This window comes from Leclercia sp. Colony189 (assembly GCF_009740165.1).
Classification (GTDB): Bacteria; Pseudomonadota; Gammaproteobacteria; order Enterobacterales; family Enterobacteriaceae; genus Enterobacter.
Genome location: NZ_CP046557.1, coordinates 3,878,723 through 3,901,635 on the forward strand (window position 1 = coordinate 3,878,723; position 22,913 = coordinate 3,901,635).

Below are 22,913 nucleotides of genomic sequence, written 5' to 3' on the forward strand. Positions count from 1 at the left end.
GCAAAGATATCGAATAACTTTTCATAACGTCCAAATTGACCGAAAACTTTAACGAATGATGCATAACCTGTCATCCCTAAAAGGGTAAACAATCATGCGTTAACGATAACTTAGCTGAATCTTTTCTTTGCTTCGCAGAAAAGTTTGGCTTGCGCACAGAGCGATAATCGAATAAAAATACAAAAATTACGAATAAACATTCATTAAGGGGTTGTGCCGTGGTGAAGGAACGTAGAATCGAACTGGTCCAGGGATTCCGCCATTCTGTTCCCTATATCAACGCCCACCGGGGAAAGACGTTTGTCGTCATGCTGGGTGGCGAAGCCATTGAGCATGAGAATTTCTCCAGTATTGTCAATGACATCGGCCTGCTGCATAGCCTGGGTATTCGTCTGGTTGTCGTGTATGGCGCTCGCCCGCAGATCGAGGCGAATCTGGCCGCGCATCATCACGAGCCGATCTACCACAAACATACCCGCGTCACCGACGCTAAAACGCTGGAGCTGGTTAAGCAGGCCGCCGGTCTGCTGCAGCTGGACATCACCGCGCGCCTGTCGATGAGCCTTAACAACACCCCGCTGCAGGGGGCGCATATTAATGTGGTCAGCGGTAATTTTATTATCGCCCAGCCGCTCGGCGTGGATGATGGCGTGGATTACTGCCACAGCGGACGTATTCGTCGTATTGATGAAGAGGCGATCCACCGTCAGCTCGATGGCGGCGCGATTGTGCTGACCGGCCCGGTGGCCGTCTCTGTCACGGGCGAAAGTTTCAACCTCACCTCCGAAGAGATTGCCACCCAGCTGGCGATCAAGCTGAAAGCAGAAAAAATGATCGGCTTCTGCTCCTCGCAGGGGGTGATGAACGAGCTCGGGAATATTGTCTCTGAGCTGTTCCCTAACGAGGCTCAGGCACGCGTCGATGCCCTTGAGGCGCAGGGGGACTACTACTCCGGTACCGTGCGTTTTCTGCGGGGCGCGATCAAAGCCTGCCGCAGCGGCGTGCGTCGCAGCCACCTGATCAGCTATCAGGAAGATGGCGCCCTGCTGCAGGAGCTCTTCTCCCGCGACGGTATCGGGACGCAGATTGTGATGGAGAGCGCCGAGCAGATCCGTCGCGCCACCATCAACGACATCGGCGGCATTCTGGAACTCATCCGCCCGCTGGAGCAGCAGGGGATCCTGGTGCGCCGCTCCCGCGAACAGCTGGAGATGGAGATCGACAAGTTCACCATTATTCAGCGCGATAACCTCACCATCGCCTGTGCGGCGCTCTACCCCTTCCCGGAAGAGAAGATCGGTGAAATGGCCTGCGTGGCGGTACATCCGGATTACCGCAGCTCATCGCGCGGCGAAGTGTTGCTGGAGCGGATCGCCCTCCAGGCGCGGCAGATGGGGCTGAGCAAGCTGTTTGTGCTGACGACCCGCAGCATTCACTGGTTCCAGGAGCGGGGTTTCACGCCGGTGGATATTGATTCGCTGCCGGAAACCAAGAAAGAGATGTACAACTACCAGCGCCGTTCAAAAGTGCTGATGGCGGACCTGGGATAACGGTCATCACCCACAGGCCGGGCAAGCGCCGCCCGGCTTTTCACACGCTTATAAGGCTTCAAAAATCGCGCTCAGCCCGCTGCGTCGCTCTGTACGGGTAGTGACAGCCTGGGTCAGCACCCCTTCATCCGCATACAACGACAACCGCCGACGGGCGCGGGTAATGGCGGTATAGACCAGCTCGCGGGTCACGACGGGCGACATCTGGTTAGGTAAAATCAGCGCCGCGTGATCGAACTCAGAGCCCTGGGATTTATGCACCGTCATGGCCCAGGCGGTTTCATGTTCCGGCAGGCGGCTGGGCTGCACGGACTTCACGCTGCCATCCGGCATCTGGAACCAGACGCGCAGCCCCTGACCCCGGTCCAGCGCAATCCCGATATCGCCGTTAAACAGGCCCAGCGCGCTGTCGTTACGTGAAATCATCACCGGCCTGCCTTCATACCAGCGTGAATGCGGCTGACGGCCAATACGGCGTTTTTGCGCCAGGACCTGCTCGAGCTTTTCATTGAGCCCGGCAACGCCGAAGGGGCCATCCCGTAAGGCGCAAAGCAGCTGGTAGCGGCCAAATGCCGCCAGGATCTCCGCTTCGGAGGCTTGCTGCTGCACGCTGTCGAGAAAATGTTGATACCCCTGCAGGGCATCTTCCAGCATCGCCAGATACTCTTCCCCGCTCTGGAGCTGCTTTTTCTCAATATCACTGAATTTGCCATCAAATACCGAGCGGATAGCGTGGCGATCGCCCCGGTTGACCGCGGCCGCCAGTTGCCCGATGCCAGAATCGCTGCCAAAACGGTAGCTTTTTTGCAGCAGGCACAGGCTGTCGCGTAGCGCACCCGCGACCGGGCTGACGTTGCCCTCCATCTCGCATCCCGTCATGCTGGCAAGCTCCTGCGCGCGCCGGACCGTAAAGCCGGCGCTGGCCCAGGTACAGATGTCACCCAGCACCGCGCCCGCTTCGACGGAGGCCAGCTGGTCGCGATCGCCGAGGAAAATAACCCGGGCATGAGGCGGCAGGGCATCGATCAGACGCGACATCATCGTCAGATCAATCATCGACGCCTCATCCACCACCAGCACATCCAGGTGCAGCGGATTACCTGCATGGTAACGCAGGCGCTGGCTGCCCGGCTGCGCGCCAAGCAAACGGTGCAGCGTACTCGCTTCCGTCGGGAATCGCGCGCGCTGGGCCTCGGTCAGGGGCAGTTTTTGCAGCGCGCCGCCCAGGGATTCGGTCAGACGAGCGGCCGCTTTACCGGTGGGGGCCGCCAGCCGGATCCGGCATTTCTCCTCTCCCGCCATCTGGATCAGCGCCGCCAGCAGGCGGGCAACGGTGGTCGTTTTGCCGGTCCCCGGCCCGCCGGAGATCACGGAAATACGCCGCGTTAACGCGACTGCCGCAGCCACCTTTTGCCAGTTGACGGATTCATCAGAGGTGAACAGCGCATTCAGCGTGCGCTGAACGTCGGCGCTGTCATGGGGCAAAGGCTGGTTGGCTTCGCTAAAGAAGCGGGCCACCGCCCGCTCATAGCGCCACATCCGGTTGAGGTAGAGCCGTTCGCCGGTGAGCACCAGCGGCGTCGGTTCATCCCCTGCACTCACCGCGCGGGAGCGCAGCAGCGTAGCGGTCCAGTCCGGCTCCTGGTCAAACAGCGCAAAACAGGCCTGCATCGCGGCGCTTTTCGCCTCGGCACGCAGCCGGGACAACGGCAGGCAAACGTGCCCTTCTCCCGCATCACGGCTTAAGATTGCCGCCGCCAGCATCACCGCCGGTTCGTCGTTCCCTGCTACCATCATCGCAAACTGTACATCCAGACGACGCAGCACGCGCTGCTCTACGGCTTCCAGCAAGTGTTCCTGCATCGTCATTGTGTTAGCTCCTCGTTGCTGGCGGAAAACAGGCTATCCATTTGTTCGATTAACGCTTCATCCGGACGGGTGGCAAAGCAACCGGCGCCCGGCGAGCTGCCATCGACGCCACGTAAAAACAGGTAGATCACCCCACCGAAATGTTGTTGATAGTCATAGTCGGCAATACGGTGACGTAAATATCGGTGCAGCGCCAGGGTATAGAGCTGGTACTGCAGATCGTAGCGGTGCGACTGCATCGCCCGGGCCATAGCCTGCGGGGTATAGGCCTCGCTGTTTTCACCCAGCCAGTTGGATTTATAGTCCAGCAGGTAATAGCGGCCATTATGGCGGAAGACCAGGTCGATAAAGCCTTTCAGCATGCCGCGCACCTGACGAAAATCGAGCGGCGGGCAGCCCCGGGAGAGTGGATCGTACTCGCGGATCAACGCATCCAGCGCCCCGGCGGTGAGCGGCCCGGCGATGGGCAGATAAAACTCCATCTCAACCTGCTTATCAGCGGCTGTCAGCTGGCTCAGTGAGATCCCCTCCTCATTGAGCGGAGTTTCCAGCACCTGCGCGATCCAGCGGGTTAACACCGGCTCCCAGCGGGCATCGTACCCCCCTTTTTGCAGCATCTCCAGCACCCACTCCGGGGAGACGGGCTGCGTAAAATCGAGTGCTTCAAACAGGCTGTGTAAAAAGGTGCCCGGCGAGGCGCCGCGCGGAAACTGATGCGGCGTCAGCTCTGGCTCCTGCGGCACTTCGCCGGTGCCTGCGGCATCAACATCGAGGCGCGGCATCAGATCCTGGGCGATACTGTGCCCGTGCTGCTGAAGTCCGGAATAGCTGGTGACCCGCCAGTCGTCATACAGCATGCGAGCCACCTGCCGCGCCTGCAGATCCGGCATCACCGGATCCGGCATATGCCAGCGGGCGGCGTCTGCCACATCGGCAACCTGCAATGCAATGTGGTCATTGCATAACGCCTCCAGACACTGGCGCAGACCGGCGGCATCTTTCGGCTCGCCGCGCTGGATCAGGCGTCCAAGCGCGCTCAGGTGGACGTCGCTGTCACCCGATTTTTCGCCACGCCGACGGAACAGCGGCGCCACGCCTAAGCTGCAGTGCCACACCGAACGGGTCAGTGCCACATAGAGCAGGCGTAAATCTTCCGCCAGCCGTTCAGCTTCGGCCAGCTCCACGCTGTCATCGGCCTTGCTGAGGTCGAGCACCGCTTCGAAGGTCTTACGATCGTGATAAAAGGCCTGATCCTGAACCCGGTAGTTGGCAATGAAAGGCAACCAGACCAGGGGATACTCCAGCCCTTTCGATTTGTGAATGGTGACGATTTTAACCAGATGCTTGTCACTTTCGAGACGCATTTGCTGGCTTGAGGCGTTGCTGTTCGGCTCGGCAATGTGCTGCGCCAGCCAGCGCACGAGGGCATATTCACTCTCAAGCTGGGCCCCCGCCTCCTGCAACAGTTCGCTGATATGCAGAATATCGGTCAGGCGGCGTTCCCCTCCGGCGGTCGCCAGCATATTTTCGGCGATGTTGCGCTGGGTCATGAGGTCGCGCAGCATCGCCATTACGCCCCGCTTCTGCCAGCGCTCACGGTAGCGGGTAAACTCTTCCACCGCCTCATCCCAGAGTGTCTCACTGTTATTCAGCGTATCGATATCCTGGGCGTTAAGGCCGAGCATGGCGCTTGCCAGGGCGCTGCGCAGGGTGCTTTCACGCTCCGGCGCCAGCACCGCCTGTAACAGCCAGAGCATCTCCTGGGCTTCCAGCGTTTCAAATACGCTGTCGCGGTTGGAGAGATAGACCGAAGGAATGCCCAGCAGGGTCAGCGCATCACGGATCAACGCCGCCTCCTGACGGCTGCGCACCAGCACCGTAATGTCTGACGCCTTTACCGGTTGGGCATCGTCGCCCCGGTGCAGAATGGCTTCGCCGCGCACGCCAGCGCTCAGCCAGTCGCGGATTTGCGCCGCACAGTGCTGGGCCATAAAGGTCTGGTAATCTCCGACGCCACACCCCTCGCCCTCCATCAGCCAGATGCGCATCGCGGGCTGGAAATCGCCTTTATACTCGAAACGCAGCGTGGCGTTTCTCGGGGCAGATTTGACCGGTAAGAAGGGGATTTCACGGAACATGAAAGCATCGTTCATCTGTGAAAAGAGCGTATTCACGCTCTCCACCATGCCGGGCGCCGAACGCCAGTTGGTATCCAGCGTATAGTGCGCGGCCACTTCGCCACGCGCTTTCATGTAGGTGAAAATATCCGCCCCACGGAAGGCGTAGATCGCCTGTTTCGGGTCGCCAATCAGCAGCAGGGCGGTATCCGGCTGCTGGCGCCAGATGCGGCGGAAAATCCGGTACTGCTGGGGATCGGTATCCTGAAATTCATCGATCATCGCCACCGGAAAACGGGTCCGGATGGCGGCAGCCAGCGCCTCGCCATTGTCGCTGTTGAGGGCATCATCGAGACGGCTGAGCATATCGTCGAAGCCCAGCTCACCGCGACGGCGCTTTTCCCGCGCCACCGCTTCGCGGATCTCTGACAGCGCACGGGTGATCATCAGATCGTTAAGGGTTAACGGCTCTGCCAGCAGGTTATCGATGGCGGAAAAGAGCGGGTGTTCCGGTACCTCGCCCCCCGCTTTCGTGCGCTCGGCAAGGAACGACTGGGAGAATTTTTCCAGCGCGTCAGGCAACTGATAGCTGTGCTTCTCTTCCTGCGCCCAGGCCGTAACGCGCTCGATATATTTTGCCTGGTTGCCGCGGTTGAATTTACGCCGATCGATGCCGGAGCGTTCAATCACCGCCTCGATTTCCGCCACGCTGTCAGACCACTGCTGTTTCATGGCGGCGATCAGGCCGACAATCTTCTCATGGCGTGAAGCCAGCGTTTCGTCCGCAGGCGGGGCAGATTTGATGACCGGGGCTTCCCCCTGCAGATAGCGATCGATGGTCCGCAGTAGCTCGTCCGGGCCTTTCCAGAGATTGTGTACCGCTTCGGCGATATCACGTGGCAGGGGGTAGCAATGGCGACGCCAGAAGTCGGCGCACGCCTGGTAGCGCAGCTGGGATTCATCTTCGATAAGTTGCTGCTCAAAAAGCATGCCTGATTCAAACGCATTCAGGCTGAGCATGCGCTGGCAGAAGCCGTGGATAGTAAACACGGCAGCCTCATCCATCTGCCGTTCCGCCAGCAGCAGCCACTGTGCCGCCTGCTGTTTATCGTCAATCTCATCCAGCAGGCTGGCATACAGCGGGTTATCTGTACTCTGCCGCAGGCAGGCGATGCGCAGCTCATGGATGTTAGCGCGGATACGTCCGCGCAGCTCTTCCGTCGCGGCTTCGGTGAAGGTCACCACCAGTAGCTCTTCCACGTTGAGCGGGCGGCTAAACGCCGCGCTGCCGCCCAGACCGAGCAGCAGTCGCAGATAGAGTGCAGCGATGGTGAAGGTTTTTCCGGTTCCCGCTGAGGCCTCTATCAGTCGCTCCCCCTGTAACGGTAAACGTAAGGGGTTAAGGGACTCAGCGGTATCGGTCATTCGTTCTTACTCCTGGGCAAAGATTGCTGCAATGCGCTCACGCTCTTCCATACCGTCCAGCCCGCAGGCGGGGTGACATCGGCTTTCTTACTCTGGCTACCGGAAACCTGAGACAGGATAGCCATCCCCTGCGGGGCGACCACGGCCTGGTGGAAGAAGTCGGCCACTTTCTGTGGCGTGAGCTGTTTTATCTCGGCCACTACTTTATCATGCGAATCGAAGCGCATATTACCCCGATCAAAATCTTTGCTGATTTTTGATGCTTCTTCAGCCAGCGTCTGCGGCGGCTGCATAATCTGGGCAATGACCGCCTGCTGAATTTGGGCAAACTCTTCCGGCTTCATCGCACGCAGCTTCGCTTCGGCCTGCGGGAAGAAGGCCTGGAAACGCTGCCAGAGATAATCTGGCTGTTTATCACTGCTTTGCAGCAGGAAGCCCATCCCCCACTGGCGACCAACGTTCATCGAAAAGGCAAAGACGGCATAGCCCAGCTGCTCTTCGGTACGCAACTGGGTGTAGAACCAGGGCTGCACGATCTGTCCGAGTACGGCGCTGTATGCTGAACTGGCGTATTCGTCATAGCCGGTCGGGACAAAGACCGCTGCCAGAGCGGAATCCGTGCTGCTGCCCGCTTTTTCGAAAATCACGTTCTGCTGTTTTTCGACCAGCACGTCCTGGTTACGACACCATTCGGTCCCCTTCGCACCCAGCTGAGTACGCACATCCTGCGCCAGGGTTTTCGCCTGATCTTCACTCATGTTGCCCACCACCAGAAACTCCGGACGGGCATTGGTCTTCAGCGCGGCACGGTAGGCCATTACGTCGTCCAGCGTGATGGACGGCAGCAGCTCCCGGCGCTCCTCGCGCTGGAAATAGGGAACCTGCGAGAGCATCTGCACCGGCATAATAGCCTGATCGAAGGCTTTGCCCTTTTCTGCGGAATCCATCATCTGCGCATACCAGGACTTAGCCTGCTCCAGCTGCTCCTCGGTGGCGGTGTAGCTGAAATAGCCTTCCAGCAGCGCCTTAAAGAGCTGCGGCAGACGCTGGGTGTAACCGTTGGCGTTGAGCATCAGGCCATTATTGGCGTTGGTGGAGAAACCGATCCCGCCTACCGCGGCCTGGTTGCTGAGCTGATCCAGCGCGATACCGGCCAGATAGTCATTCAGCGCAAACATCACCTGGTTTTTAGCGGTATTCATCGCCGCAGGGTTACGCAGCACCATGCTGACGTTGGCTTTTGGCTCGCTGGCGAAGTAGCGGCTCGGGGTATAGACCACGCGCAGGTCAGGCTCATCCACAATCAGCTGCGGCTGTGGATAATCTTTAGTCGGTTTGATAAGGGTAAAGTCGTCCGGGATGTAAGGGTTCACCTCCGGCAGCTTAAGGGCGATCCCGGCGGCTCGCTTCTGCCAGTCGGCAAAAGTTTGCTCGCTGATTTTGTCCACCTGGTATTCGGCGTTCACAAAGTAAGCGGTCTTGTTATGCGGCTCGTTCGGGCTGATATACCAGATACGGGCGTTCTGCGGCGTCATCATCGCCAGTCGGGCTTTGACGGCGTCGGCATCATATTGATCGGCGATATTGACCGCATCCAGCGTGTGCTCAACCGGCACGCGGATCATGGTGTCAGCCAGCCACTCGACATAGTCCATATCGCGGGTAATGGAAGGATAACGGAAGTCGAGATCCAGCACGTGCGCCAGCTCGTCAAAGTAGCGTTTATCCACCCCTTTTTCACGCAGCAGGGAAAGGTAGCTGAAAATCGCGGCGACGACATCATCGCGATGGGCCAGACCTTTATCGGTTAAGGTGGCGGAGATCGCCAGTACGCCGCTGTTGCCGTTAACGACGGGATCGGAGTCGGCGCGAATACCTTCCACCAGCCCCTGCTTTTGCAGCCAGTCGGAGAGGGTGTCCGGGCTACGGTTGCCAATCAGGTAGTTAACCAGCTCGTCGGTTTTACTGCGAAACTGCGGCGTATTGTTATCAATACGGAACTCCACGCGCAGCACCTTGCGGGGCATCGCGGGAACGTAGTGAATGATCAGGCCTTTCTGCGCGTCGGTGACCACCGGCACGGTGATTTCCGGGCGGGTGATATTTTTATTCGGCACCCGGCCATAGGTCTGGGCAGCCAGCTGCGCCAGTTCCGGCAGCGGCTTATTGCTGTAGACCACGGCCTTCATCAGGTTAGCGGAGTAGTATTTGTCGCGAAACGCGTGCAGCGCATCAAGCACCGGGCTGCCCGGCTTGTCGCTCAGCGTCTCAAGATTTCCGCCGGAGAAACGCGATCCAGGGTGCGCGGGGTTGATGGTTTCGGCGCTGACCTGCGCCATCCGCATCCCGTCCCGGGTACGCGCCAGCGTCAGCTCCGCATTAACGGCATTGCGCTCACGATCGGCATATTTTTTATCCAGCAGCGGGGCAGCAATGGCATCCGCCAGACGATCGACGGCACCTTCCAGCGCATCGTTTTCCACTTCAAGATAAAAAGCCGTGCGGTACGGCGCGGTGCTGGCGTTATGGCTGCCACCGTGCATCTTTAAAAATTCGGCCAGACTGTCAGGCTGCGGATAGTTCTTTGAGCCCATCAGGGTCATATGTTCAAGATAGTGGGCCAGACCGGGATGCGATTCAGGATCTTCCAGCGAGCCCACCGGCACCACCAGCGCCGACAGTGACTTTACGGCCTGCGGATCGGAAACCAGCAGCACGACCATCCCGTTATCAAGGCGGATCGCCTGATATTCACGGGTATCTTTATCACTTTTGCGGATCGTTTCCTGAACGGGTTGCCAACCGGTATTTGCCTGACTGAGGGGGGCCCAAAGAGCGACGAACAAAACTAACGTTTTCAATAAGGTGCTGCCTGGCATTCACTACCTCTTCATCACGGACATCATCATTAACAAGCTTCGTGCCGGACACGCCAGCATCTCTTTGTTTTGGTACATCAGTCCATGACAAGTTGCGCATCATAAATGAATGCCCAAATCCGTGCAATTTTTATACAGCCGTCAGGACTGATTAAATTTATAGAGCGGTAACAGGTAGCGTCGGGCCTCGTTGGTGATGGCCTCGAAGTACTCCGGTTCAAGGGTTCGCCACAGGCGTTGATACCAGACGTCGTCACCTTCCCCGCGGACGATCATGTTGCCTTCGTAGGCCTGCAAAAATTTGCTGCGCGCTTTTTGCAGGGTCGCCTCATCCGTTAACATGGCATCATTTGAGGCGTCATAACAGGTTTTAATCCATGCCCCCCCACTTTCTGGCAGCAGCAGCAGCGGCGTGTTCATCCCCTGCTGGTAACCCTCAACCAGCTGCGACAGATAGTTCATGGCCTGTTCAGCAGAGAGCGCCGGGAAGCGCCATTCACCCTCTTTGCGGACAAATAACCGGCTCTCACCTTCGCCACCGCTCGCACAGTAGACAAGGTGTTCCAGCCAAAGTTGCAGACCTTGCGAAACGCTAAGCATCGACGGTCGCCAGCGCAGCAGCCCGTCGGGCTGCACGTGCTGTAGCCACCCCGTCAGGTTCACACCGTTGCAGTTGAGATCGATCTCCATGCTCGTACCCGGCTGACGGCACTCAATCACCCGGCCAGCCAGGGCCTGCATCTCCTGACACTGAGCCTCCCAGACGATCTCACCGAAGGCGCCGTAGGGCAGTTGACCTGCCGCGCGATAGTGACGGAACAGCTTCTGGGCATCTTCCTGCTCCACCAGCGCATTCAGCAATTGCTGATTGAGCTGGTAGCGGCTTAAGCCATCCAGCGTAAACGGCTCGGCATCCGGGATCTCGCTCTCTTCGGAGCGGAAGTTAACCTGCAACCGCATCTGGAAAAACGCCCGCACCGGGTGCGCCCAGAAACGCTGAAGCTGTTCAAAGGGAACGGTATCAAGCGCTAACGGCTTCAGCGTCTGGATAAAGTCGCCATGGGCTACGCCCTCCCGTTTCGCGGCGGGCAGCCATTCCCGGGCATAGCTCTGCTGCTCGTTAGCCTTGTAGTTCTCCGCATCAAACGGCATACGGCTGTGACAACAGGTGATATGCGCTTTTACGCGCTTTTCGCTCTCATCACAGTTGAGCGCCTCATCGCCCGGCAGGTAGTGGCTTTGCCCGATGTAGTCCACCAGTTCCTGCACCAGCACGGAGGGGAACCGTTCGCTGTTGTCCTGGATAGATCGGCCGATATAGCTGATATAGAGCTGCTGTTGCGCGGAGATCAGCGCCTCAAGGAACAGATAGCGGTCATCATCGCGACGACTGCGGTCGCCGCGCTGCGCATTCTGACTCATTAAATCAAAGCCCAGCGGCGCCAGCGCGCGCGGGTAAATGCCGTCGTTCATGCCCAGCAGGCAGACGACCTTAAACGGGATGGATCGCATCGGCATCAGGGTGCAGATGTTTACCGGCCCGGCGAGAAAACGCTGGCTGATACGCTCCTGGTCGAGACGCAGGGTTAACTCATCCCGCAACAATGACAGGGGGATCGCTTCACCATAGTGCGAGGAGATCCCTTCATCGATGATCGCCTGCCACTGCTGCTCGATTAACGCCATCGCCGCTTCGGTTTCCTGATCCGGCAGGAAGAAATCATTGAGCATCTCGCGACATACCGGCATCCACTCGTCGAGCGGGCGGGCTTTCATCAGCTCCCGACGCCAGCGGTTAAGCTGCATCAGCAGTGACGCCAGATGCCCGACCAACTCGGCAATTAAGCCGCTGGACTCATCATAAGGCAGCACGGCATTCCATTCCCCCTGGCTACTCTCCATGGCATACCCGAGCAGCATACGCGTCAGGCCAAACTGCCAGGTGTGCTGGCCGGTGACGGGCAGCTCAAACTCCTGCACGTTGTCATCGTCCATGCCCCAGCGCACGCCCGACTCGTTAACCCACTGACGCAGGTAGCGCAGCGCCTCCTCGTCAATATCAAAACGAGCCGCCAGGACCGGCACGTCCAGCAGGGCCAGCACATCTTCCGGGACGAAGCGGCTATCCGGCAGGGAAAGCAGGCTGACAAACGCCTGCAGGGCCGGGTGCGATTGACGCGCACGACGGTCTGATATGGCAAACGGCAGGTAGCGGTCGCCCGTCGCACTCCCAAAAACGGCCTGGATATAGGGGCTGTAGCTGTCGATATCCGCCACCATCACCACGATATCGCGCGGCGTCAGCTGCGGATCCTCCTCCAGCATCGCCAGCAGTTTGTCGTGTAGCACCTCTACTTCGCGCTGCGGGCTATGGCACAGGTGAACGGTCACGCTGCGATCGTCAGGATCGAGCCGGCGTTTGCTGTCACTGCGGGCAAACTCCGTAGCGGTGATGCCTGTCACCGCGCGGTTATCCAGCTCCAGAATGTCCCGCTGTATGTTATGCAGCAGGTTGTCCGGGGTGATATCCGCAAAGGCGTCGACATCCCCTTCCCCGGAGGCGGTCAGCTCCGAGAGCATATAGATATAGTCGCGCCCCAGCTTGCCCCAGGAGGCGAGCAGCGGGTTCGGCAAGTGCTGGATCCCCTGTTCGTCAAAGAGTTCAGAGGCCGTCTCGCTGTCTTTAAACAGCGGTACCGTGCCGTCGTCAAACAGGCGACGACGCTGGCGCGTCACCATGCGGGCCAGCCAGCGGGCATCCTGAATATCTCCCCAGTAATGGCGGCAGGGGTTGGTGAAGAGAATATGAATGTCGATATGCCTGCCCAGCGCATTCAGCGCTTTCAGGTAGACCGGCGGCAGTGCGGATATCCCGCAGATAAAGACCCGGGACGGCAAACCGGCAGGCGTCTCAGAGGCGGACTCCAGGGTCGCGATAAAACGCTCATATAAATTTGCGCGGTGCCACTGCGGCTGACCCAGCGCTTCAGTATGGGCGACCAACGCTTTCCACAGCGGGGCCTGCCAGATTTGCGCCTGGTCAAGACCGTCGACAAGCTCGCCCGCCTCCCAGCGCGTTAACCACTCCGGCCGATAGACCAGATACTGGTCGTAGAGATCCGCCGTACGCGACGCCAGCTGGAACAGCTTCCGTTTATCGGTATCGTCATTCAGGTAGTGGCGCAGCATGACAAACTCGTCATGGGTCAGCATCTCAGGCAGCAGCGACATCAGCTTCCAGCTCATGCTCTGTTTGCTGAATGCGCTCTGTTTTGGGATCTCCGGCAGTACGCGGACAAACATATCCCAGATAAAGCTGGCCGGCAGCGGGAAATCAATATTGGCGGCGATACCAAACTTCTGTGAAAGGGACATCTGTAACCACTGCGCCATACCGGTGCTCTGAACCATGATCATCTCTGGTTCAAAGGGATCGTCGAGCCGCTGCTGCTCGACAATAAATTCCATCAGTGCTTCCAGCACATCAAGACGGTTTGAGTGGTAGACCCTTAACATTGCTGCTCCAACTACTGGCTAACCGGGCAGTGCAGGCGTGTCAGTTGACCCTGCCGACCCAGAGGAGAAATAAGTTTGACCGAGATGCTGACACATCCAGCCTGTGTTGTCTGCATCCTGTTTACCTGCCAGCCGCCAGGCGCATCCCCGGCGCTCAGCTGGGACAGCGTCTGAGCATGACGCCAGAGCTGGCGATACTGCTCAAGCGCGACAAACCGAGTGGCTAAAACACGATGGTAACCTGCCAGCGCGGTGACGACCACGACCATCAGCACCATTGCCAGCAGAACCTCCACGATGCTGAACCCTTTCTGTCTGGCTACTGTGGCTGACATAACGCTCTCTCCTTCAGGGGACAAAAATCGCTCCAGCCGTGGGGCAGAAAATGTATGCCGTCTGCCTTTACCTCGCCCAGACACCACAACGTGATGCTGTCGCTGCTGGCGATAAGCAGTGCGCGCTCCCCGGTCAGACGCAAACAGACTCGCCAGGGGTGCAGAGGATGCTGCTGGCACGCATAGTCCACCTGCGTTCGCCAGTCGAGCGTTCTTCCCCACTCCAGCGCTGACTGGGCGGCAGCCTGATGCTGTATCGCCTGGCGTTCTGCACTGACGATACGCAGCAGCGCGTCAAGCTGCTGGTTAAGTCCCGCCAGCATCAGGCTACCCAGAATTAACAGCAGGAGCACCAGCGCCAGCGATGACATTCCCCGCTCGCGGCTCATAAATTAAACCCGGTAACGATGTGGCGCACCTCAACGCCGCCGTCATGCTCTCCGTTGACGGCGGCCGCCAGCATCAGACTCAGCTCCGGCGCAAAGTCTGCGCGGGCAATGCGCTGCACCTGAAAACGCAGGACCGTGATCCGGTCGGGATCGGTTATTCTCTCCCACCCCTTGCCGCCACACTCTGTCGCGCCGCGCACTGTTTCCAGCGCACCGCCGTTCAGGCGAAACCCGGTCTGTTCCGCCGCAGCAGGCGGGGAGGTTTCCCAGCGGCCATTGCTGTTTTCGTCCCACTGCACAATGACACATTCACCACCCTGCCCCACTTTTAACGCCTCGCCAGTGCACTCGCCCGCGCAATACCCCGCCCGCTGCAGATGTTTACCGATAGTGGTTATGCGTAGCCAAAGCTCTTCTTCAAGCTCCTGCTGTTTCGTGAGCCGCGTGACTGACTGCTGGAGCGCGGGCAAAAACCGCGCTGCGCTTAACAGCAGCACGCTGCTTATCGCCATCGCGATCAGCACTTCCGTGAGGGAAAATCCCCGCTGCTTTACCGGCATGCGAACGCTCCCTTGCCGTTACACATCCGGATACGTCCCCACGAAGAGATGAGAATAAGCCACTCGCCGGCCTGGCTTTGCAGAGGCACCCTTCCGGCCCAGGCGGTATCCCGCAAACCGTAAAATCCCAACCCCGGCGTTAACTCGGTAAGGCTGATATCCGCCCACTGCGGGATTAGCACAAAGGCGCTCTCCGCCTCACACGTAGGAATCCCCGTCTTTAACAGGCACCACCGCTTGCCGTCCTGTTTGAGTGTGATGATATGGTCGCGGTTATTTCGCCAGGCATCATTGCGTAGCACCACCAGAAAATCGCGCACCTGGCGCGCCGTCTGCCATAGCTGCTGTTGCTGCTGCCAGGATCGCCAGCCGTACAGCCCCGCAGCGCTCAGCGTCATGATGAGCGAGAGGGCGATCAGCATTTCCATGAGGGTGAACCCCTTTTCCTTTTTCATGGCGGTAGTGTGCCGGGAGGGAAGAAACAGGTCGAGGCGGCGTTAAGCGAATTACGAGGCGCTTTCCGCGCTTTATGAGGGATTGCAGCTCGTTGCAATCCTCGCGGACGCAGGCTCGCAAAAGGCGACGACAGGCATAAAAAAACCGGCGCAGAGTGCGCCGGTTGTGTCAGGATTGCAGCATCAGACCGCTACAGGCGCTTTGATCCCCGGGTGCGGGTCGTAGCCTTCGATTTCGAAATCTTCAAAGCGATAGTCGAAAATGGAGTCCGGCTTACGTTTGATAATCAGCTTCGGCAGCGCGCGCGGCTCGCGGGTCAGCTGCAGATGGGTCTGCTCCATATGGTTGCTGTAGAGGTGGGTATCCCCCCCGGTCCAGACAAAATCACCCACTTCCAGGTCGCACTGCTGGGCCATCATATGCACCAGCAGCGCATAGCTGGCGATGTTGAACGGCAGGCCGAGGAAGACATCGCAGGAGCGCTGATAGAGCTGGCAGGAGAGCTTGCCATCCGCGACATAGAACTGGAAGAAGGCATGGCACGGAGCCAGGGCCATTTTATCCAGTTCGCCCACGTTCCAGGCCGACACAATGATACGGCGTGAATCGGGATCGTTTTTCAGCTGGTTCATCACGGTGGTGATCTGGTCAATGTGGCGGCCATCCGGCGTCGGCCAGGCGCGCCACTGCTTGCCATATACCGGGCCCAGATCGCCGTTCTCGTCTGCCCATTCGTCCCAGATAGAGACATTGTTCTCGCGCAGGTAAGCGATGTTGGTGTCGCCCTGCAGGAACCAGAGCAGCTCGTGAATAATTGAGCGTAAGTGGCAGCGCTTGGTTGTCACCAGCGGAAAGCCTTCCTGCAGGTTGAAGCGCATCTGGTGCCCAAAAATGGAGAGGGTACCGGTGCCGGTACGATCGTTTTTTGGCGTGCCCTCATCGAGCACTTTTTGCATCAGTTCAAGATACTGTTTCATGATTCCTCAGGAGACCTGTTGCTGTGGACGACGGTACGCCCAGACCATCATCGCGATACCCGCGACGATCATCGGAATGGAGAGGATCTGCCCCATGCTGATGTACTGGACCCACGTCCCGGTAAACTGCGCATCCGGCTGGCGGAAGAATTCCACGATAATGCGGAACGCGCCATAACCGATCAGGAACAGGCCAGATACAGAGCCCGTCGGGCGCGGTTTACGGATGAAGAGGTTCAGAATGATAAACAGCACCACCCCTTCCAGCGCCATTTCATACAGCTGCGACATATGGCGCGGCAGGACGCCGTAGGTATCGAAAATCGATTGCCATTCCGGATGCGACGGCAGCAGGGCCATATCTTCGGCACGGGACTGCGGGAACAGCATGGTAAACGGCACGCTCGGGTCGACACGGCCCCACAACTCGCCGTTGATAAAGTTACCGAGACGGCCTGCGCCCAGACCGAACGGGATCAGCGGGGCAATAAAGTCAGAGACCTGGAAGAAGCTGCGTTTGGTGCGCTTCGCGAAAATGACCATCACCAGAATGACGCCAATCAGGCCACCGTGGAAGGACATGCCGCCATCCCAGACGCGGAACAGGTAGAGCGGATCGTTCAGGAAGACCGGGAAGTTGTAAAAGAGCACATAGCCGATACGTCCACCGAGGAAAACGCCGAGGAAACCGGCATACAGCAGGTTTTCCACTTCGTCTTTGGTCCAGCCGCTGCCCGGGCGTTTGGCGCGACGGCCAGCCAGCCACATGGCAAAGACGAAACCGACCAGATACATCAATCCGTACCAGTGCAGCGCGACGGGTCCTACTGAGAAAATGACCGGATCAAACTCCGGAAAATGCAGATAGCCACTGTTCATCTGTCACCACAAGATGTTGTTATTCCGCTGAAAGTGGACAGCGGTAGAGAAGCGCGCAGAGGAGTACCCTGCGCTCCAAAGTTGCGAATCATAGCACAAGCGAGCGTGGAGGTTGCGCCAGAGATGTAAAAGATGTGTATAGGGGTTTGTATCCCCCGGCGCAGACGCTGAGGGATACCTGGTGCCTAACGTCCGCCGCGGATCAGCCCGCCCATGCCGCGACGCTCCATAAAGGCCGCCACCTGATGACGCACCTCCGTTGCCAGCTGGGCTTCAAGACTGCGTTTCGCCAGCTGCTGAGCCTCTTCAAAGTCGATATGGCGCAGCAGATACTTCACGCGGGCAACGGAACGTCCGTTCATGGACAAGTGGCGGAAGCCGAGACCAATCAGGATCGCTACACACATTGAGTCGCCCGCCATCTCGCCGCATAAACGCAGATCAATACCGTTGGCTTCCGCCTCGCGGGCAATCATTGCCAGCGCGCGCAGCATCGCTGGATGCAGGCTGTCGTAGATGCTCGCCACCCGGGTGTTATTGCGATCCACCGCCAGCATGTACTGGGTCAGGTCGTTGGTGCCCACCGAAACAAAGTCGACGCGCGTGGCCAGCTGCGGGAGCATAAAGACCATCGACGGGACTTCCAGCATCACGCCAATTCGCGGCTTCGGTATTTCGTAGCCGATCATCTCTTCGACTTCGCGTCCGGCGCGCTCAATAAGGCGTCGGGCTTCGTCGATCTCATCAATGCTGGTGACCATCGGCAGCAAAATACTGAGGTTGCCGGTCGCCGCATTGGCACGCAGCATGGCGCGCACCTGGATCAAAAAGATCTCCGGCTGATCGAGAGTAATGCGGATCCCGCGCCAGCCCAGGCAGGGATTCTCTTCGCTGATGGGCATATAGGGCAGTTGCTTATCTGCGCCAATGTCCAGCGTACGTAGCGTCACCGGCTTGTCGTTGAACATCTGCAGCATGCCCTGATACTGCGCTACCTGCTCCTCCTCAGAGGGGAAGCCGCTTTGCAGCATGAACGGGATTTCGGTGCGGTAGAGACCAATACCATCAATACGGCTGCCGAGCTTCTCTTCATGTTCCGGGCTTAACCCGGCATTGAGCATTACCTTGATGCGCTCACCGCTTTTCAGCGCCGCGGGCTGGTTGACGTCATCTTCCGCCAGACGGCTCAGCTCGTTCTCTTCGCTGATAAGCCGCTGATATTCCTGCAACAGCACCGGTTCAGGATCGACCAGCAGCTCGCCGCGATAACCGTCCACCACCAGCGTTCGGCGGTGCAGCGCAGAGGGCTGAATATCGGCCCCCATTACGGTCGGGATCCCGAGCGCCCGCACCATAATGGCGGCATGGGAGTTGGCGGCGCCGTCGCGGACCACGATCCCGGCCAGTCTGTCCTGCGGCAACTCCGCGAGCGTGGTGGCGGAAAGCTCATCCGCAACCAGTACAAAGCGCGGCGGCCAGGTATTGGCAGCCTGAATGGTATCATCGAGATGGAACAGCAGACGCTGACCTAAGGTACGCAGATCCCCGGCACGCTCTTTCAGATAGCCATCGGTCAGGGCGGCAAACTGTTCGGCGAATTTTTCGACGACCTTTTTGACGGCCCACTCCGCCACCGAGCCCCTGTCGACCTCATCAAACAGCTCCCGACGCAGCCGGGCATCAGACAACAGGTGTGAATAAAGATCGAAGATCGCCGCCGTCTCTTTTTGCGCACCTGCGGCATAGCGCTTGCTGTAGCGGCGAAACTCGTTGGCAGCCTCCTCCAGCGCGCCGGTCAGACGTTCGCGCTCAAGGGCGGTGTCCAGCGTGGAGGCTTCGTAAACCTGCTCCATGAGCGGCAGCGTGGCGTCCATCCAGCCTTCGGCGATCGCGACGCCGGGTGAGGCCGGCAAGGCGCGAATGCGCGTCTGCCGGTACTGACCAAACAGTGCCGCGAGCTGGGACTGGGAGAGAATAGCCGCCATTTGCGTGGCCAGCGTAACGAGGAATGACTCCTCGCTTTCGTCGTACTGACGCAGTTCGCGCTGCTGCACAACCAGCACGCCCAGCAGCTGGCGACGCTGGATGATCGGTACGCCCAGGAAGGCGCGAAAACGCTCCTCTTTTACGGAGGGGATATATTTGAAGCTGGGGTGTTTTTGCGCATCGGCAAGGTTGATGGGTTCGGCCAGACGCCCGACCAGACCCACAACGCCTTCATCAAATGCCAGCGCAACGGTACGACCACGCGGTTTTTTCAATCCGCGCGTGGCCATAAGGTAATAACACCTGCGGTCATGGTCGGCCAGATAGACCGAACAGACCTCGGTTTCCATCGCAAGGCAGATATCAGTGACCAGAATATCCAGCGCCTCGTTGAGCCGTGGGGCACTGGCCACCTTCTCGACTATTTCGCGCAGGCGGGTGAGCATAATGTGCGTAGCTTAACCTCTTTTACGTCGCCAGGCAGGTGCGCTTTGGGGCTTAGGAGGAACCTCCTGAAGCATCATTACGGCACTTGCGAACTCTTTCATCACCCTGCGGTAAACATCGCGCTTAAACGACACGACCTGCCGAACGGGATACCAGTAGCTGACCCAGCGCCAGCCATCAAACTCAGGCGTGCTGCTGGTTTGCATATTGATATCCGCATCGCTGCTCACCAATTGCAGAAGAAACCATTTCTGTTTCTGGCCGATACATACCGGCTTTGTGTCCCAACGCACCAAACGCTTCGGTAACTTGTAACGCAACCAGTTGCGGGTCGAAGCCAGAATGCGAACATCCTTGCGGCTTAAGCCAACTTCTTCGAACAGCTCCCGATACATCGCTTGCTCTGCGGACTCTCCAGGGTTAATCCCCCCTTGGGGAAATTGCCAGGAGTGCTGACCATATCGCCGGGCCCACATGACCTGCCCCTGGCGATTACAAATTACGATACCTACATTCGGGCGGTAGCCATCGTCATCAATCACCGGACTACCCCAAACTAAACCTTATATATAAATGATTGTTTCACACTCCAGTGAGGCGGTAAACCACTCTCTTTCGGGCCTGGAGCCGAATAACATTTGAATAACTCACAATTATCATCGGAGTTATAAACAGATGACCGCCCGGAAGGGCAATTTTATACACTTTTTCTGTGGATAGAGTTGTGAAGAAGTATGGAATTACCGATGGACAACCCAGATCACTCTGAATATTGCAGAGATTGACATTTTTTACAACTCTCTATTTTTCATTAGCTTAAACGAGATTATCTGTGAAATGCACAGCATTGTGTGATGCAGGTCACCTGAAAGATCGTTGTGCTGATGAAAGATCGAGCAACGTCGGTTTTATCCACAGATTGTGCCAATAAGTTAGGCACATTTTGTCTGAATTTTCGATTTTCGTCGCGCGTCAAGGCTGTAAATGGAAACAGTAGTGGGGGTTATTCCCAGTTATCCCATTTTTCTGTGGATAACTGGGTGTAAGATCCTGTTTATTGTCAGTGACCAGATTTGGACAACCTGGATAACCGACCGGCAGCACAGTAGAAAGTGGCCATAAAAATACATATAAATCATTAACCTGGCACATGCAAAAAGAAAAAGATAAACTCTCTCAGTGCGGTGGAAAACTGCTGTTCATTTTTTAACCAAAAGGCAATTATCATGCTTCCCCTCGCTCCCCTCTCTTCGCCTCCTGCTACAGAAGCGGTGTTACTGCAACAAGCGCAGCGTCTGGCGGGCTATTCGCTGGGTGAACTCGCTGCCCTGGCAGGCCTGCCCATTCCGCCCGATCTTAAGCGCGATAAAGGCTGGACAGGCGTTCTGCTGGAGCTGTGGCTGGGTGCCAGCGCGGGCAGTAAGCCTGAACAGGATTTTGCCGCCCTGGGGGTAGAGCTCAAGACCATCCCCATCGACAGCGCAGGCCGCCCCCTGGAGACGACGTTTGTCTGCGTGGCGCCGCTAACCGGCAATACGGGGATCACATGGGAGAGCAGTCACGTGCGGCATAAGCTGAAACGCGTGCTGTGGATCCCGGTTGAGGGGGATCGCGCGATCCCGCTGGCCGCCCGTCGCGTGGGAGCCCCGCTGATCTGGAGCCCGAACGAAGAAGAAGATCGTCAGCTGCGTCTGGACTGGGAGGAGTTGATGGACATGATCGTCCTGGGTCAGGTTGAGCGCATCACTGCCCGCCACGGCGAGGTGCTCCAGCTACGGCCAAAAGCCGCAAACAGTAAAGCGCTCACCGAAGCCATCGGCGCACGCGGCGAACCGATCCTCACCCTGCCCCGGGGCTTTTATCTGAAAAAAAACTTCACGGGCGCGTTGCTGGCACGTCACTTTCTTTTGAATACCTGACTTTTTAGCCAGAATGTTGCTTTTTATCACATATTTCCCTGTTTTTTCAGAATTGACCACTTTCAGAAAAACAACGGCAGAGTTATTACTACACTGATAACTAACACGAGCCAGGCGGAGGTAACAAGAATGAAGAAATGGGCAGTGATAATCTCGGCAGTTGGTTTAGCGTTTGCCGTTTCTGGTTGTAGCAGCGACTACGTCATGGCGACCAAAGATGGTCGTATGATTCTGACCGACGGCAAACCCGAAGTCGACGATGATACCGGGCTGGTCAGCTACCGCGATCAGCAGGGTAACAATATGCAGATTAACCGCGACGAAGTTTCACAGATTATAGAAAGATAATAGTAAAGGTCAGCGGCTTGCTGGCCTTTTGATTTTTCTCTTCCCCTCTGTCATGTTTATAGTCCTTTGTCGGGAGTTTCCTGACGCAGATAACATGTCAAATAAGGAAGCCGGCTATGCATTATCACCGTATCCCCCATAGCGCTCTTGAGATAAGCCAACTGGGGTTGGGCACGATGACATTTGGTGAACAAAATAGCGAAGCCGATGCCCATGCACAACTCGATTACGCCGTCAGCCAGGGCATTAACCTGATTGATGTCGCGGAAATGTACCCGGTGCCGCCGCGTCCTGAAACACAGGGCTTAACTGAAACCTACGTCGGCAACTGGCTGGCAAAGCGCGGTAATCGCGAAAAGCTGATTGTCGCCTCCAAGGTCAGCGGTCCCTCCCGCAATAACGATAGCGGCATTCGCCCGAATCAGGTCCTCGATCGTAAAAACATCCGCGCCGCGCTGGACGCCAGCCTGACGCGTCTGCAGACCGATTATCTCGATCTCTATCAGGTTCACTGGCCGCAGCGCGCAACAAACTGCTTTGGCAAACTGGGCTATAGCTGGAGCGACAGTGCGCCCGTTGTCACGCTGCTGGAAACCCTGGAAGCGTTAACCGAGTGCCAGCGCGCAGGCAAAATCCGCTACATTGGCGTCTCTAACGAAACGGCGTTCGGCGTGATGCGTTATCTGCACCTGGCAGACAAGCACGACCTGCCGCGTATCGTGACCATTCAGAACCCATACAGCCTGCTGAACCGCAGCTACGAAGTGGGTCTGGCGGAAGTGAGCCAGTATGAAGGCGTTGAGCTGCTGGCGTACTCCTGCCTGGGCTTTGGTACGCTGACCGGTAAGTATCTTAACGGCGCAAAACCGGCGGGAGCGCGTAATACCCTGTTCAGCCGCTTTACCCGGTACAGCGGCGAGCAGACGCAAAAAGCGGTGGCGGCCTATGTCGATATCGCCAGACGTCACGGGCTCGATCCGGCGCAGATGGCGCTGGCCTTTGTGCGCCGTCAGCCGTTTGTGGCCAGCACCCTGCTGGGCGCGACCACCATGGAGCAGCTGAAAACGAATATCGAAAGCTTCCATCTGGAGTTGAGCGAAGAGGTGTTAGCGGAGATTGAGGCGGTGCATCAGGTATATACCTATCCGGCACCGTAATAAACGCAAAAAGGCAACGACAGTTGCCTTTTTAGTTTCACAGGTCGGGTAAGGCGAAGCCGCCATTCGACAAGTCGCTCCGGTGTCGCATGGTTGCCCGGCGG

Annotated in this window: 16 protein-coding genes; 4 read left to right on the forward strand and 12 right to left on the reverse strand. The window is 57.9% G+C overall.

The genetic code is table 11. The features are described 5' to 3' along the window. The first annotated feature begins 218 nt into the window (after positions 1-218). Complete coding sequence (argA, locus tag GNG29_RS18480) at positions 219-1,550, forward strand: amino-acid N-acetyltransferase (RefSeq protein ID WP_103180956.1); 1,332 nt, start codon at positions 219-221, stop codon at positions 1,548-1,550. Between the two features lie 48 nt (positions 1,551-1,598). Here argA and recD read toward each other — a convergent pair whose 3' ends face one another. The 12 genes from recD to rppH form a co-directional block, all read right to left on the reverse strand. Beyond that, positions 1,599-3,419: an exodeoxyribonuclease V subunit alpha gene (recD, locus tag GNG29_RS18485; RefSeq protein ID WP_103180957.1), complete on the reverse strand. Its 1,821-nt coding sequence runs from the start codon at positions 3,417-3,419 to the stop codon at positions 1,599-1,601. Continuing rightward, entirely contained in the window at positions 3,416-6,961 is a 3,546-nt protein-coding gene (recB, locus tag GNG29_RS18490; protein WP_156655178.1) for an exodeoxyribonuclease V subunit beta, read from the reverse strand. The genes recD and recB overlap by 4 nt, the downstream gene beginning before the upstream one ends. Next, positions 6,958-9,840, reverse strand: coding sequence for a pitrilysin (gene ptrA, locus GNG29_RS18495; RefSeq protein ID WP_156655179.1), 2,883 nt, complete (start codon positions 9,838-9,840; stop codon positions 6,958-6,960). The genes recB and ptrA overlap by 4 nt, the downstream gene beginning before the upstream one ends. A 141-nt stretch (positions 9,841-9,981) precedes the next feature. Next, entirely contained in the window at positions 9,982-13,356 is a 3,375-nt protein-coding gene (gene recC / locus GNG29_RS18500) for an exodeoxyribonuclease V subunit gamma (protein ID WP_156655180.1), read from the reverse strand. Positions 13,357-13,367: 11 nt separating this feature from the next. After that, entirely contained in the window at positions 13,368-13,691 is a 324-nt protein-coding gene (locus GNG29_RS18505) for a prepilin-type N-terminal cleavage/methylation domain-containing protein (RefSeq protein ID WP_156655181.1), read from the reverse strand. Next, positions 13,676-14,080 carry a DUF2509 family protein gene (locus GNG29_RS18510; protein ID WP_156655182.1) on the reverse strand — a complete coding sequence of 135 codons (405 nt, stop codon included), beginning with the start codon at positions 14,078-14,080 and terminating at the stop codon, positions 13,676-13,678. The genes GNG29_RS18505 and GNG29_RS18510 overlap by 16 nt, the downstream gene beginning before the upstream one ends. Next, entirely contained in the window at positions 14,077-14,640 is a 564-nt protein-coding gene (locus GNG29_RS18515; protein WP_103180963.1) for a prepilin peptidase-dependent protein, read from the reverse strand. Before GNG29_RS18515 ends, GNG29_RS18510 begins: the two co-directional genes overlap by 4 nt. Next, entirely contained in the window at positions 14,631-15,095 is a 465-nt protein-coding gene (locus GNG29_RS18520) for a prepilin peptidase-dependent protein (protein WP_156655183.1), read from the reverse strand. The genes GNG29_RS18515 and GNG29_RS18520 overlap by 10 nt, the downstream gene beginning before the upstream one ends. Before the next feature lie 183 nt (positions 15,096-15,278). Beyond that, positions 15,279-16,073 (reverse strand): thymidylate synthase, encoded by a 795-nt coding sequence (gene thyA / locus GNG29_RS18525; protein ID WP_103180965.1) that lies wholly within the window; start codon positions 16,071-16,073, stop codon positions 15,279-15,281. 6 nt (positions 16,074-16,079) lie between these two features. Next, positions 16,080-16,952: a prolipoprotein diacylglyceryl transferase gene (lgt, locus tag GNG29_RS18530; RefSeq protein WP_103180966.1), complete on the reverse strand. Its 873-nt coding sequence runs from the start codon at positions 16,950-16,952 to the stop codon at positions 16,080-16,082. A 185-nt stretch (positions 16,953-17,137) separates the two neighbouring features. Further along, entirely contained in the window at positions 17,138-19,384 is a 2,247-nt protein-coding gene (gene ptsP / locus GNG29_RS18535) for a phosphoenolpyruvate--protein phosphotransferase (protein WP_103180967.1), read from the reverse strand. Positions 19,385-19,396: 12 nt separating this feature from the next. Continuing rightward, complete coding sequence (gene rppH / locus GNG29_RS18540) at positions 19,397-19,927, reverse strand: RNA pyrophosphohydrolase (RefSeq protein ID WP_103180968.1); 531 nt, start codon at positions 19,925-19,927, stop codon at positions 19,397-19,399. A 684-nt stretch (positions 19,928-20,611) separates the two neighbouring features. Between rppH and mutH the strand changes: the two genes are divergently transcribed. From mutH to GNG29_RS18555, 3 genes are all read left to right on the forward strand, one after another. Beyond that, positions 20,612-21,304 carry a DNA mismatch repair endonuclease MutH gene (gene mutH / locus GNG29_RS18545; protein ID WP_103822739.1) on the forward strand — a complete coding sequence of 231 codons (693 nt, stop codon included), beginning with the start codon at positions 20,612-20,614 and terminating at the stop codon, positions 21,302-21,304. Positions 21,305-21,433: 129 nt separating this feature from the next. Further along, positions 21,434-21,652, forward strand: a complete 219-nt coding sequence (locus GNG29_RS18550) for a YgdI/YgdR family lipoprotein (RefSeq protein WP_039029896.1) — start codon at positions 21,434-21,436, stop codon at positions 21,650-21,652. Between the two features lie 116 nt (positions 21,653-21,768). Continuing rightward, positions 21,769-22,809, forward strand: a complete 1,041-nt coding sequence (locus GNG29_RS18555; RefSeq protein WP_103180970.1) for an NADP(H)-dependent aldo-keto reductase — start codon at positions 21,769-21,771, stop codon at positions 22,807-22,809. Positions 22,810-22,913: the final 104 nt, after the last annotated feature.

Excerpts from the sequence above, each read along its gene's own strand:
- GNG29_RS18510 (WP_156655182.1), bottom strand. The coding sequence starts at position 14,080 with ATGAGCCGCGAGCGGGGAATGTCATCGCTGGCGCTGGTGCTCCTGCTG.
- GNG29_RS18550 (WP_039029896.1), top strand. The coding sequence starts at position 21,434 with ATGAAGAAATGGGCAGTGATAATCTCGGCAGTTGGTTTAGCGTTTGCC.
- lgt (WP_103180966.1), bottom strand. The coding sequence starts at position 16,952 with ATGAACAGTGGCTATCTGCATTTTCCGGAGTTTGATCCGGTCATTTTC.
- GNG29_RS18515 (WP_103180963.1), bottom strand. The coding sequence starts at position 14,640 with ATGCCGGTAAAGCAGCGGGGATTTTCCCTCACGGAAGTGCTGATCGCG.
- mutH (WP_103822739.1), top strand. The coding sequence starts at position 20,612 with ATGCTTCCCCTCGCTCCCCTCTCTTCGCCTCCTGCTACAGAAGCGGTG.
- recC (WP_156655180.1), bottom strand. The coding sequence starts at position 13,356 with ATGTTAAGGGTCTACCACTCAAACCGTCTTGATGTGCTGGAAGCACTG.
- GNG29_RS18520 (WP_156655183.1), bottom strand. The coding sequence starts at position 15,095 with ATGAAAAAGGAAAAGGGGTTCACCCTCATGGAAATGCTGATCGCCCTC.
- thyA (WP_103180965.1), bottom strand. The coding sequence starts at position 16,073 with ATGAAACAGTATCTTGAACTGATGCAAAAAGTGCTCGATGAGGGCACG.
- ptsP (WP_103180967.1), bottom strand. The coding sequence starts at position 19,384 with ATGCTCACCCGCCTGCGCGAAATAGTCGAGAAGGTGGCCAGTGCCCCA.
- GNG29_RS18505 (WP_156655181.1), bottom strand. The coding sequence starts at position 13,691 with ATGTCAGCCACAGTAGCCAGACAGAAAGGGTTCAGCATCGTGGAGGTT.
- GNG29_RS18555 (WP_103180970.1), top strand. The coding sequence starts at position 21,769 with ATGCATTATCACCGTATCCCCCATAGCGCTCTTGAGATAAGCCAACTG.
- recD (WP_103180957.1), bottom strand. The coding sequence starts at position 3,419 with ATGACGATGCAGGAACACTTGCTGGAAGCCGTAGAGCAGCGCGTGCTG.
- ptrA (WP_156655179.1), bottom strand. The coding sequence starts at position 9,840 with ATGCCAGGCAGCACCTTATTGAAAACGTTAGTTTTGTTCGTCGCTCTT.
- recB (WP_156655178.1), bottom strand. The coding sequence starts at position 6,961 with ATGACCGATACCGCTGAGTCCCTTAACCCCTTACGTTTACCGTTACAG.